The 12,380-nt window shown below is 69.9% G+C and carries 10 protein-coding genes; 9 read left to right on the forward strand and 1 reads right to left on the reverse strand.

Annotation, left to right across the window (positions count from 1 at the left end; genetic code table 11):
- Window positions 1-45 precede the first annotated feature (45 nt).
- The 5 genes from EV148_RS13270 (at window position 46) to EV148_RS18725 (ending at window position 5,633) form a co-directional block, all read left to right on the forward strand.
- Entirely contained in the window at window positions 46-1,872 is a 1,827-nt protein-coding gene (locus tag EV148_RS13270; RefSeq protein ID WP_131999035.1) for a DUF885 domain-containing protein, read from the forward strand.
- A gap of 191 nt (window positions 1,873-2,063) precedes the next feature.
- Window positions 2,064-2,753, forward strand: a complete 690-nt coding sequence (locus EV148_RS13275; protein WP_158287463.1) for an SH3 domain-containing protein — start codon at window positions 2,064-2,066, stop codon at window positions 2,751-2,753.
- Window positions 2,754-3,088: 335 nt separating this feature from the next.
- Window positions 3,089-4,675, forward strand: coding sequence for a peptide MFS transporter (locus tag EV148_RS13280; protein ID WP_131999039.1), 1,587 nt, complete (start codon window positions 3,089-3,091; stop codon window positions 4,673-4,675).
- A gap of 11 nt (window positions 4,676-4,686) precedes the next feature.
- Window positions 4,687-5,403 carry a GlxA family transcriptional regulator gene (locus EV148_RS13285; RefSeq protein WP_199222780.1) on the forward strand — a complete coding sequence of 239 codons (717 nt, stop codon included), beginning with the start codon at window positions 4,687-4,689 and terminating at the stop codon, window positions 5,401-5,403.
- Window positions 5,400-5,633: a helix-turn-helix domain-containing protein gene (locus EV148_RS18725; RefSeq protein WP_199222781.1), complete on the forward strand. Its 234-nt coding sequence runs from the start codon at window positions 5,400-5,402 to the stop codon at window positions 5,631-5,633. Before EV148_RS13285 ends, EV148_RS18725 begins: the two co-directional genes overlap by 4 nt.
- Before the next feature lie 117 nt (window positions 5,634-5,750).
- Here the strand turns inward: EV148_RS18725 and EV148_RS13290 are convergent, their stop codons facing one another.
- Window positions 5,751-6,044, reverse strand: a complete 294-nt coding sequence (locus EV148_RS13290; RefSeq protein ID WP_131999041.1) for a hypothetical protein — start codon at window positions 6,042-6,044, stop codon at window positions 5,751-5,753.
- 256 nt (window positions 6,045-6,300) lie between these two features.
- Here EV148_RS13290 and EV148_RS13295 point away from each other — a divergent pair, with 256 nt between their 5' ends.
- The 4 genes from EV148_RS13295 (at window position 6,301) to EV148_RS13310 (ending at window position 12,332) form a co-directional block, all read left to right on the forward strand.
- Entirely contained in the window at window positions 6,301-7,287 is a 987-nt protein-coding gene (locus tag EV148_RS13295; RefSeq protein WP_131999043.1) for a DJ-1/PfpI family protein, read from the forward strand.
- Window positions 7,288-7,446: 159 nt separating this feature from the next.
- Window positions 7,447-9,930: a winged helix-turn-helix domain-containing protein gene (locus EV148_RS13300; protein ID WP_131999045.1), complete on the forward strand. Its 2,484-nt coding sequence runs from the start codon at window positions 7,447-7,449 to the stop codon at window positions 9,928-9,930.
- 243 nt (window positions 9,931-10,173) lie between these two features.
- The gene (locus EV148_RS13305; RefSeq protein ID WP_131999047.1) at window positions 10,174-10,869 is read left to right on the forward strand and encodes a hypothetical protein; all 696 of its coding nucleotides are present in this window, start codon (window positions 10,174-10,176) and stop codon (window positions 10,867-10,869) included.
- Complete coding sequence (locus EV148_RS13310) at window positions 10,866-12,332, forward strand: hypothetical protein (protein ID WP_131999049.1); 1,467 nt, start codon at window positions 10,866-10,868, stop codon at window positions 12,330-12,332. Before EV148_RS13305 ends, EV148_RS13310 begins: the two co-directional genes overlap by 4 nt.
- Window positions 12,333-12,380: the final 48 nt, after the last annotated feature.

A 12,380-nucleotide genomic window follows, 5' to 3' on the forward strand; every position in this document is an offset into this window, starting at 1 on the left:
TGGCACGCACCCGTCCGCGGCCGTGCCCAATTCGAGGAGATCCCCATGCGTCGCCTGCTCCTGTCCAGCGCCTGCGCGCTCGCCTGCCTCGCCCTCGCGGCTCCCGACCTGCTCGCGGCCGACGCGAAGAAGCCCGAAGGCGCCACCGCCTCGCCCGTGCGGCCGAACCCGGCCTGGGTGAAGCGCAGCAACGAAGTCGCGCAACCGCTGCTCAGGGCGCAGGCGGAGTTCGCGCCCGAATTCGCCTCGTTCTTCGGCCTGCCCGGCTACGACGACCGCGTCGCCGACTTGAAGCCGAACAACGGCGAGCGCCTGCGCACGGCCATGCGCGGCGCGAAGGAAACGCTCGAGAAGGACCTCGAGACCGAAGAGAACCCGAACGTCCGCCAGGACATCGGCATCATGATCGGTGCGGCCGATCGGCAGATCGAAGGCAGCGAACTCAACGACAAGCTGATGGTGCCGTTCGCCGACGTCGGCCAGCTCGTGTTCCAGGGCGAGCAGGGACTGCTGCAGGACCAGGTCGCGCCGGAGCGCCGCGCGCATGCACTCGCGCGCCTCGAGGCCTACGTCGGCCTCAAGCCGGGCACGACGCCGATCACCACGCTCGCACGGCAGCGCTACGAGGAGCGCGCATCGAACACGGCGCTGGTCAAGCCGACCAGGCTCGAAGTCGAGCAGGCGCTGCGCAATGCCGAGACCTACACCCAGGGCATCCGCGACCTGTTCGGCAAGTACAAGATCGAAGGCAGCGACGCCGCGCTCGCCGCGCTCGACAAGCAGATGAAGGAGTACGCCGACTGGATGCGCGGCACGGTGCTGCCGAGCGCGCGCACCGACACGCGCCTGCCGCCGGAGCTCTATGCGTTCCAGCTCAAGCAGGTCGGCATCGACATCACGCCGCAGGAACTCATCCAGCGCGCCGAGCTCGAGTTCATGGAGACGCGCGCGACGATGCAGCAGCTCGCGCCGCTCGTCGCCAGGGCGAAGGGCCTGCACGCGGAGGATTACCGCGAAGTCATCCACGAGCTCAAGAAGAAGCAGCTCGACAAGTCCTCGATCGAAAACTATTACCGCAAGACCGTCATGCCCGAGCTCGAGAAACAGATCGCCGCGCACCGCGTCGTCGACCTGCCGAACCGGCCGATGGTCATGCGTCTCGCCTCGCCGGCCGAATCGGCCTCGCAGCCCGCGCCGCACTTCCTGCCCGCGCCGCTGATCGGCAACAGCGGCCAGCAGGGACAGTTCGTGCTGCCGCTCGGCAATCCCGCGTCCGAGGGCAAGGACGGCAAGGGCGCCGCCTACGACGACTTCACCTACGAAGCCGGCGGCTGGACGCTCACCGCGCACGAAGGCCGCCCCGGCCACGAGCTGCAGTTCACCGCGATGGTCGAACGCGGCGTCTCGCTCGCGCGCACGCTGTTCGCGTTCAACAGCGTCAACGTCGAAGGCTGGGCGCTGTATGCGGAAGCGGAGATGGTTCCGTACGAACCGCTCGACGGCCAGCTCATCGCGTTGCAGCTGCGCCTGCTGCGCGCCGCGCGCGCGATGCTCGATCCGATGCTCAACCTCGGCCTGATCGACCGCGAACGCGCGGGCCAGGTGCTCACCCAGGACGTCGCCCTGTCCGAACCGATGGCGCGCCAGGAACTGGATCGCTACACGTTCAACATGCCGGGCCAGGCCGGCGCGTACTTCTACGGCTACAGCCGCATCATGCAGCTGCGCATGGAAACGGAACTCGCACTCGGCGCGAAGTTCGATCGCATGGCCTACAACAACTTCCTCCTCGACCAGGGCCTGCTGCCGCCGGACCAGCTCGCCAAGGCGGTGCGCGAAGTGTTCGTGCCGGCGCAGCGCACGAAGAAGTAACCCGTTCGCGGCACGCAGGCGCGGGTCGATGACGCTGGTCGACCGGCGCCTGCGGCGTCGTCGCACCAGCGCGCCGGTGACGCCGCGCGTACCCGCCCTGCCTATGGCTACGCTGAATGGCTGCCGCGGCGATCATGGCCTTTCGCGCCGATTGCGTGTACACCGGGCGTGGATATCGCACGAGGTGCCCCATGAAGATCACGACCCGCCTTGCGAGCGCATGCCTCGCCCTGCTCACCCCGCTCGCCGCGCACGCGTACGACGGCTACGTCACCGCGAACGTGAACCTGCGCGCCGGCCCCGACATCGACTATCCGGCGATCACGATGCTGCCGGCGGGCGTCGCTGTTTCGATCCAGGGCTGCATCGACGGCTGGGAATGGTGCGACGTCATCGCGGGCCCCGAGCGCGGCTGGGTCGCCGGCACCTACATCGAACAGGACTACGGTGGCCGGCGCGTCTACGTCGCCGACTACGGCGCGCGCATCGGCATCCCGATCGTCACGTTCGCACTCGGCGCGTACTGGGGCAGCCACTATCACGGCCGCAGCTGGTACCGCGATCGCCATCGCTGGGAGCACCGTCACTTCACGCATCGCGCACCGCCGCGGCCGCCCGGCTACCGCCACGGTGGCGTCGTGCATGGCGCGCGGCACGGTTCGCCACGTCCCGGTTACGGATCGCACGGTCCCGCGCACGTGGGGCATTCCGCGCCACGCGTGTCGCACGACCGCGGCTACGGTTCGCACCACCAATCCGGACGACACGACTCGGGACGGCACGACTCGGGACGGCACGACTCGGGGCGGCGCGACTCGGGCCGTCATGATTCGGGACACCGGGGCGGCCACGACCGGAGCGAGCATCACGATCGCCGGTGATCCCGGCGTGGGAGCCGTTGACCGCTGAGCGCCGAAGGCGGGAATAGCGTTTCGCGATTGCCTGCAGGCGCACCCTGTGCGCGACCGCCCGCGCCTCGGTGCATGTCGGCGCTGCGGTCGCCCACAGCGCGGGCTCACGGAAGACGCGCCTTGCTTCGTGGGTCGATGAAGCGCATCGCGGCTTGTGCCTGCTCCCACGAGCCGGTCATGCCGCTCCGTGGAAGCGGCGGGAGCCGCGATGCTTGTCCGCCGTCCGCTTTTCGGCCGTTCGCTTTTCGCACTCGGCCATCAGCCCTCGGCCCTATACTCCCGCCACTTCCCCCGCCGGGTCCAGCATGTCGACCGCCACCCTGCCGCACCATCGCGGCACCGAATTCCTCGGCCACCCGAAAGGCCTCTACGTCTGCTTCCTCACCGAGATGTGGGAGCGCTTTTCGTTCTACGGCATGAAGGCGCTGTTGCTGCTCTACCTCGTCAAATACCACCTGTTCACGGACGACAACGGCTACAACCTCGTCGGCGCCTACGGCGGCCTCGTCTACGCGACGCCGGTGATCGGCGGCCTGCTCGCCGATCGCTGGCTCGGCATGCGCAAGGCGGTGGTTTTCGGCGGCATCCTGCTCGTGCTCGGCCATCTCGGCATGGCGATCGAAGGCCATCCGGCGACCAGCGTGAACGGCACGGTCGTGCGCGACACGCATGCACTGCAGGTGTTCTATTTCTCCCTCGCGCTGATCATCCTCGGCGTCGGCTTCCTCAAGCCGAACATCTCCACGATCGTCGGCAAGCTCTACGGCGACAACGACCCGCGCCGCGAATCGGGCTTCACGCTGTTCTATGCCGGCATCAACCTCGGTGGCACGTTCTCCGGCATCCTCTGCGGCTGGCTCGGCGAAACCTACGGCTGGGGCTGGGGCTTCGGCGCCGCCGGCATCGGCATGCTCGCCGGCCTCGCCAACTTCCTCTACGGCCAGAAATACCTGCTCGGCCACGCCGAGCCGCCCGACCCCGCGCGCCTGCGCGCACGCGTGTTCGGCCCGCTCACGCGCGAACACCTCATCTACCTCGCCTCGATCGCCGGCCTCGTCGTCATCTGGGGCCTTATCCAGGCGCACTCGCTGTTCCTCGCGATCATCCCGGGCTGGTTCGAACCGAGCCCGGTGCTGCTCGGCATGCATCTCATCGGCATCTGCCTGCTCGGCGGCATCCTCTGGTTCATGTTCGCGCGCTGCACGAAGACCGAGCGCGAGCAGATGTTCGTCGTGCTCGCGTTCATCGCGTTCTGCCTCGTGTTCTTCACGATCTACGAGCAGACCTACGGCTCGTGGGTGCTGTTCTCCGATCGCGTGATGAACCACCGCGCGCTCGGTGCCGAATGGAGCGCGAGCGAACTCACCTCGCTCGGCTCGTTCTTCATCCTCGCGCTCGCGCCGATCTTCGCATGGCTGTGGCCTAGACTCGAGCGCGCGGGCTGGAACCCGAGCAAGCCGGCGAAGTCGGGATACGGACTCATCCTCGCCGGCGTCGCGTTCCTCGTGCTCGTCTGGAGCGCGCGCCACCCGGAGGCGAACGGACTGACGAGCATCGGGTGGTTCGTATTCGCCTACTTCGTGCTCGAAGTCGGCGAGATGCTGCTCTCGCCGATCGGCCTTTCCGCGGTCACCGAACTCAGCGTGCCGCGCGTGACGAGCCTCATGATGGGCGGCTGGTTCCTCGGCACTTCCTACTCCGAAGTGCTCGCCGCCGCGCTCGGCAAGCTGTCCTCGATCGAAATCCCCGAAGGCGGCACGCTCGACGTCGCCGATGCGCTCGCCAAGTACGACGCGCTGTTCGTGTTCTCGGCGAAGATCGGCATCGGCTCCGGCATCCTCGTGTTGCTGCTGACGCCGCTGATCAAGCGCTGGATGCACGGCGTCCGCTGACGGACTGCGACGTGGACGGCGACGTGGCGACGATCGGCGTGCTGGTCTACGACGGCGTGCAGTCGCTCGACGTGACCGGGCCGATGGACGTGTTCGCGGTCGCGAACGCGCGTGCCGGCGGACGCGCGCCGGTGTATGCGCCGTGCACGATCGGCCGCGACGCACGGCCGGTGCGCACCGAAGGGCATGTCACGATCGTGCCCGACACGACGCTCGTCGATGCGCCCCCGCTCGACACGCTCGTGATTCCGGGCGGCGCGGGCAGCCGCGTCGTGAACGGCGACGTCGCGCTGCTCGACTGGATCCGCACGTGCGCGGCAGGCGCGCGCCGCGTCGTCTCCGTCTGCACCGGGCTCTACATCCTCGCCGCGACCGGCCTCGTCGACGGCCGCCGCGTGACCACGCATTGGGCGCACGCCGCGGACGTGCAGGCGCGCCATCCGCAGCTCCGCGTCGAAGCCGACCACCTGTTCCTCCACGACGGCCGCTTCCACACCTCGGGCGGACTCACCGCGGGGCTCGATCTCGCGCTGTCGCTGGTCGAGGACGACCATGGCGCCGCGGTCGCGCTCGCGGTGGCGCGCGAACTCGTGATGTACATGAAGCGGCCCGGCAACCAGGCACAGTTCTCCGCGCCACTCGACGCGCAGACGCGCGGCAGCGGCCGCCTGCGCACGCTCGTCGACTGGCTCGTCGACCATCTCGCCTCGCCGAGCGCATGGCGATGAGCCCGCGCCACTTCAGCCGCCTCTTCGCCGACACGTTCGACTCGACGCCCGCGCGCTACGTCGAGCGCCTGCGTCTCGAACGTGCCTGCGTGCTGCTCACCTCCGGCACGCTCGCGATCGACCGCATCGCGGCGACGATCGGCTTCGCCAGCGCCGATGCGTTCCGGCGCGCGTTCCGCACGCGCTATGGTGCGTCGCCGAACGATTACCGCGAGCGCTTCGGCCACTGACGCTGTTCGAACGGACGCCCGCGTCGCTGGCATGACGCCATCTGGAAACGAGGACGGAAGTCGTCATGCGAAGCGCGCCGTCGACGTCGTTCGACGGGCCGCCGCCTCCAGGTTCGTTCAGGGCGTCGGCGCGCCATCGAACCCGTTCGTGAAAATCGGATCCAGGTCCAGCCGCCAGAGCACGCCGCGCTCCGCGGCGTCGAGCCCGACGAACACGAGCCAGCGGCCGAGGATGCTCATGCCGTGCGAGCGGGTGCTCCAATACCTGGCCAAGGGGGGAGTGCCACCGATCAGATAGGTTCCGGCAGGCGTGCCGTCACTTCGATACAACGCCGTGCCGACCGGCAGATAAGCGATGCCCGAGACGCCCTCCGCGCCGATCGCATTGCACACGCCGGCGTCGATCGGCAACGGGATGAGGGTGCGTCAGGAATCGCGACGCCGCGCGCACGAAATCGTCACCGCTCATCCATACCCCCTTCGCGTGCCAGTGCGCGTCCAAGCCGCACCGTGGATCGCATGATACGGGAAGCGCAACGAGCGAAAAGGGGAATTTGAACGACCCGCGTGGTTGGTCGTGGTCGAATGGCCGGAATCGTCGGCTGTTCGTCCCCACGGTCGCGTTGCCGCGCACCACACTGTGCGCCACCCGCCCCTGGAGACGTCCATGAAACCGCTGCGCTGGCTGCTCGCGATCCTGCTGCTCCCGCTCGTGCCTACCCACGCCGAACCTTCGCCGGCGAAGACGCGCGTCGCGATCCTGATGTTCGACGGCGTCGAGATCATCGATTTCGCCGGCCCGTACGAAGTGTTCGGCCAGGCCGGCTTCGACGTGCACACCGTCTCGCGCGACGGCAAGGCGGTGAAGACCGCGATGGACCTCAGCGTCAACGTCGACCATTCCTTCGCCGACGCGCCCGCGGCCGACATCATCCTCGTGCCCGGCGGCGACGTCGAGGCCGCGGCGAAGGACGAGGCGACGCGCGCGTGGCTGCTGAAGAACGCAGCGTCCGCGACACAGGTCATGAGCGTGTGCACCGGTTCGGACATCCTCGCCAACACCGGCCTGCTCGACGGCCAGAAGGCGACGACGTTCCACGCCCACTTCAACCACATGGCGAAGAACTATCCGAAGGTGACCGTCGTGCGCGACCAGCGCTGGGTGCAGGCAGGCAAGCTCGTCACCTCGGCCGGCCTCGCCTCGGGCATCGACACCGCGCTGCACGTCGTCGCCAACGTGCGCGGCACCGAGGCCGCGCGCTCGGTCGCGATGCACCTCGAATACGCGTGGTCGCCCGACGGCGGCTTCATCCGCGGCCTCATGGCCGACCAGTTCATGCGCATGCCGGAGAAGCCGCTCGCGTTCGACCACGGCACCAAGGTCACCCAGCTGAGTTCGCTCGGCGACACGAAGTACTGGGAAACCGCCTACCGCGTCGAATCGCCGATGGACCCGGCCGCATTCGTCGCCCACGTCCGCGCGCTCGCCGTCGACGACAAGGCGCTGCACGTCCTCGACCTGCCCGATGCGAAACAGCTCGCCTGGGAATACACCGCCGAACGCGGTGGCCAATGGCGCCTGAGCCTCGCGGCCGGCGACAAGCAGGCCGACGGCAGCTACCGCGTCGTCGCGAAGGTGACTCGGCTGATGTGACGCTCACGGTGGGACGCAGCGCGCGAGGCGTGCGCGATCCGCTTCGACGCGAGTCCCACCGCCCCGCACACGCGAGTCGCACCGCTATAATCGCCGCTCGCCCTCGCGGCGCGGCTGCCCCAGGCAATACGCGCGGGGCACCGGCAAACGCAAGCGACGATGCTCAACGCGGTCTTCCGCTTCGGCGAATTCAGGCTCGACACGGTAAAGCGGGAGCTGCGGCGCGGAGACGAGCCGATCGACGTGCCCGCGCGCGTGTTCGCGTGCCTCGCATACCTCATCGAGCATCGCGAACGCGCGGTGCCGCAGTCGGAACTCATCGCTGCGGTGTGGCGGCGCGACAACGTCTCCGACACGCAGCTGTTCCAGCTCATCCTGCGCGCGCGCCGGCTCGTCGGCGACAGCGCCGACCGCCAGGAAGCGATCCGCACGATCGCCGGCTTCGGTTATCGCTGGGTCGTCGCGACGACCGTCGAGGCGAACGGCGATGCGGGCGCGACGATCCCGGGTTCGCGCGCGACCGACGCCCCCGCCGACGCGACGAGCGCGAAAAATGGGACGGAGGCAATTGACGAACCGGAAGGCGAGAAAAAGGGGACGGAGGTAATTGACGGACCGGAAGGCGGGAACAGACGCCCGTTCGCCGCATCCGTCAATTACCTCCGTCCCCTTTTTCGCCGCCCCCTTTTTCGCGGCGTGCTCATGCTGCTCGCGCTCGTTTCGATCGCGACCGCGCTGTTCCTGCGCCACCGCGCCGAAACGATCGCACCGGCTTCCGCCGGCGCCGACGCGACATTGCACGTCGCCGTGCGACCGCTCGAGGTCGGCAGCGGCCCCGACGTCGCCTGGGTGCGCCTCGGCGGCATGGACCTCGTCGCCGACCGCCTGCGCCGCGCGCAGCTCGCGGTGCTGCCGAGCGAAGCGACGCTCGGCGTGCTCACCGCGGGCAAGGCCGATGCCGACGGTGCGGCGGCGCGGTTGCGCCGCGATGCGGGCATCGGCCTCGTCGTCGACGGCCGCGTCATGCGCGATCATGCCGCGTGGAACGTCGTGCTGCACGGCGCGCTCGACGGCACGCGCGACGCGCAGGCGAGCGCGACCGACAACGACCTCGTCGGCGCGCTGCGCCGCGCGAGCGACCAGCTCATCGTCGCGCTCGGTCGCGGCGTGCCGGCCGAGCCCGCCGACGCGGCTTCGGCCGAACGCCTGCAGCGCGTGCGCGCCGCGCTGCTCGCCGACGATCCGGCGAGCGCGAAGGCGACGCTCGAATCGATCCCCGACGCGCAACGCGACGACGGCGAGACGCGCCTGCTGCACGCGCAGGTCGAACAGCGCCTCGGCCACTACGATGTCGCCGAGCAGGAACTCACGCAGTTGCTCGAGCGCAAGCCGACCAGCGACGACGCCTACCTGCGCATGCGCGTGTTCATCACGCGCGGCAGCGGGCGCATCCGCCTCGGCCGCGCGCAGGAAGCGCGCGCGGACTTCGACGGCGCGCTCGCCGCGCATGGCGCCAGCAACTACGAACATGCGCTCGGCGAAGCCTATCTCGGTCGCGGCGCATCGAGCACGATCGCCAACGATTACGCGGCGGCCGCCGACGACCTCGGCCGCGCGCGCGTCGTACTCGCACAGAGCGGCGACCGCCTCGCTGTCGCGCGCGCCGACCTCGAATGGGCGCTGCTCGATTCCGCGCGGGGCGCCGCCGCGCAGGCGATGCCGCGCTACGAGGCGGCCGCGCGCCAGTTCGAGGCGTTCGCCGCGATGCGCCCGCTGAAGAGCGCGCTGATCGGCCTGCAGGACGTGCAGCTCGACCAGTTGCAGAACCACGCGGCACTCGCGACCATCGATCGCACCACGGCGCTCGCCGCGGGCGGCGGCGACCCGCTGCTGCTGCGCGTGCTCACGCTCATGCGCGCGCGCATCCTGCTCGCCTGCGGCGAGTTGCGCGCGGTGCACGCCGCGCTGGCCGCGGCGGAAGCGGGCGACCAGGGTTACCTCGCGCTGTCGCGCGACGACCTGCGCATGCGCGTGCTTCGCGTCGAACTCGCGCTCGCCGAAGGCCGCCGCGAGGACGCGGCGCGCGAGGCCGGTCCCCTCCCAGCCACACTCATGCCCGAAGACGCCGACGACACCCTGCAGGCGAAGGCGAACCTCTGGCGCCAGCGCGCGATACCCCCGACGGTGGCGACGCCGGGCGCCGCGATCGCGCCGTCGACGCGCACCGACGCCGGCTCGCGCGCGGGCGCGCCGTACCGCCGCCTCGCCGAAGCCGAACGCGCATTCGCGCTCGGCCACACCGACGACGCCGACCGCGCCTGGCACCAGGCGCTCGACCTCGCCGATGCGGACGGCACGCCGCGCACGATGGCGATGGTGATCCAGTCATGGGCGACCGCGTTGATCGCGCAAGGGCGGCTCGGCGACGCTGCCGCGCTGGCCGGCCGCGTCGGTGCCTGGGCCGCCGACGACTACGACTGCGCCCTCCTCCAGCTGCGCCTCGCGCACGCACTCGGCGAACCGGCCGGCTGGCGCAACGCGCTCGCCGCAGCGCGCGAACTGGCCGGCGAGCGCGAAATCCCGGCCGAGCTCACGGTTGCACCGATCCCGCGAGGAGCCGGAAAAGGGGACGGGGGTAATTGACCGCGTGCGAGCGAAGGAGGTTCGCAAGGCTGTCCGTCGATTGCACGCGTGCCCTTCCCTTCTTCCTGCCCGCGCCAACTACGCGAAATTTCGAGAAAAACCGCAACGGAAGCCGCGTGGAAGGCGATCGTAAGGCCGTCCGAATGGACCTGCCCGCCGATCCGTCGTCAAGTGCGCGCCGATATCCCGCGGCCGTGTCCGCGGCCGCGCGCAAGCGCCCGCTCATCCCAGGAAACCGATCCGATGACTGCCACCCGGCTACCCACCCTGGCCCTGCTCGCCCTCGCGGCGAGCGCGGCGAGTGCCTCGACGACCTCGCGCTCCGGCGCCGCGGCGCCGCGCGAAAACCTCCCCGTCGGCGTGCTCGACCGCGTCTTCGCGAGCGGCAGCGACACGATCCGCGGCGGCAGCCCGGTTACCGTCTATACCGACCGCGCCGCGTTCCTCGCCGCACTCGCGCCCGGCTACGCCGCGCACGACTTCAGCGAAATCGCGCCGGGCACGAGCCAGCCGATCGAATACACGGACGGCGCCGACGCCTGGCACTACATCGTCTTCACCGGCGTGTTCGCGACGCACCCGCTCTACGACGGCGCCGGCTTCATCTCGACCGACCGCGTCGACGACCCGATCTCGGTCGCGACTTCGATCTTCGACCCGCCGTTCACCGCGATCGGCGCCAACGTGTGGCCGTCGGATTTCTCGCTGCAGCCGACCTCCGGCCAGGTCGTGCTCACCGTGCTCATGCAGGACGGCACGATCGGCGCGAGCGAAACCGTCGACACGAGCGGCCCGGACGACTTCCGCGGCTTCGTCGCGAACGCGCCGATCGCGGGCCTGTTCGTCGACGCGCCGGAAATCGACCCGCCCGTGCCCGGCGAATCGCAGGATCGCTGGCCCACGCTCGACAACCTCGTCATCGGGAGCGCCGCACCATGATCGCCTCGAACCTGCTGCGCGCCACGACCTTCGCCGGCGTCCTCGCCTGTGCGTTCGTGCCGCTCGCCCATGCCGACATCGCGCTCGATGGCACGAGCACGCCGACGACGTATGCGCGCGGGCGCGTCAACAGCTTTTTGCTCGACCTGCATGTCGTCTCGGACGCGTTCGCCGGCGTCGACGCACTCACATTCGAGCTCCCGCCGGGCGTGACGCTGTCCGCCGTGCGCAAGCGCAACACCTTCACGTTCTGCTCGGACGTGCATCCGCTCGTCGATGGCATGGGCACGGGCACCGGCGGCTGGTACCAGCTCGGCTGGCCCGCGCTCGACGGCTGCGGCAGCTTCGCCGGATCGCCCGACCCGGGCGAAGAGCAGATCGTCATCGTCGACCTCGACGTGCCGGCCGCCTACAGCGGCGATCTGCCGCTCACCGTGCACGCGCTCGGCGACGGCAACGGCGACCCGCCGAACGAGGCTGACCTCGTGCTCACGCTCGCCGACGAAGGCGCGCCGCCCCAGCCGGTCGTCGCGACCGCGTCGAAACTCGCGCTCGCCGTCGACGGTGGCGTCGCAAACGTGCAGGTGCTCGCGATCGGCAACACCGGCGCGGGCACGCTCGCCTACACGATCACGACCGCCGCAAGCGACGGCGTCACGCCGCCCGACTGCGGCGTGCCCGTCACGCAGCCGTGGCTCGCGGTCGCACCCATGAGCGGCACCGTCGCTGCCGGCGCGCACGACGACGTCGCGCTCACGTTCGATACGGGAACGCTCGCCGCGGGCGACTACGGCGCCACGCTCTGCATCGCGAGCAACGACGCCGCGCAACCGATGCGCGTGATCCCGCTCGGCCTTCACGTGAACGCGACGCCGTGCGCCGCCGCCGATCGCGTGTTCGCCAATGGTTTCGAGGACGACGCCGACGGCAGGTGCAGCCAGGCCTTGCGCACGTTCGACGACCGCGACGCCTTCCTCGCCACCGTCGCGCCCGGCTACGAGACGAACGCGTTCACCGCGCTGCGCACCGGCTACGTGCACGGACCGCTGCACTTCGGCAACGCGTATCCGTACGCCGTCACCGCCGGGCCGGGCTACGACATCGGCGACTTCTACCTGTTCGATGGCGCGGGCGAACTGTCCACGGTCTCCCCCGGCGACACCTCAAGGCTCACGATCACGTTCACCGGCACGTCGGTCACCGCGATCGGCGGCAACGTCTGGGGTCAGATGTTCCAGAACCCGACCGTGATCGAGATGAACATGCAGCCGCCGACGACGATCCGCATCGAACTCGACGACGGCACCGTCGAGACCTTCGTCGCGACGAGCCAGCAGGACTTCCGCGGCTTCGTCTCGACCCGCCCGATCCACGCAATCACGTTCGGCACCCCGCTCCCCGGCGACGACGGCGAGTACGTCTGGGGCGTGTTCGACAACCTCGTGGTGGGCAACGCGCGCTGAGGTGCGCCTGGCGGTGGGAGCCGCGATGCTTTGCATTGATCCGTTGCC

This window comes from Dokdonella fugitiva (assembly GCF_004342425.1).
Taxonomy (GTDB): Bacteria; Pseudomonadota; Gammaproteobacteria; order Xanthomonadales; family Rhodanobacteraceae; genus Dokdonella_A; species Dokdonella_A fugitiva.

Excerpts from the sequence above, each read along its gene's own strand:
- EV148_RS13295 (WP_131999043.1), top strand. The coding sequence starts at position 6,301 with ATGAAACCGCTGCGCTGGCTGCTCGCGATCCTGCTGCTCCCGCTCGTG.
- EV148_RS18725 (WP_199222781.1), top strand. The coding sequence starts at position 5,400 with ATGAGCCCGCGCCACTTCAGCCGCCTCTTCGCCGACACGTTCGACTCG.
- EV148_RS13270 (WP_131999035.1), top strand. The coding sequence starts at position 46 with ATGCGTCGCCTGCTCCTGTCCAGCGCCTGCGCGCTCGCCTGCCTCGCC.
- EV148_RS13280 (WP_131999039.1), top strand. The coding sequence starts at position 3,089 with ATGTCGACCGCCACCCTGCCGCACCATCGCGGCACCGAATTCCTCGGC.
- EV148_RS13305 (WP_131999047.1), top strand. The coding sequence starts at position 10,174 with ATGACTGCCACCCGGCTACCCACCCTGGCCCTGCTCGCCCTCGCGGCG.
- EV148_RS13310 (WP_131999049.1), top strand. The coding sequence starts at position 10,866 with ATGATCGCCTCGAACCTGCTGCGCGCCACGACCTTCGCCGGCGTCCTC.
- EV148_RS13275 (WP_158287463.1), top strand. The coding sequence starts at position 2,064 with ATGAAGATCACGACCCGCCTTGCGAGCGCATGCCTCGCCCTGCTCACC.
- EV148_RS13300 (WP_131999045.1), top strand. The coding sequence starts at position 7,447 with ATGCTCAACGCGGTCTTCCGCTTCGGCGAATTCAGGCTCGACACGGTA.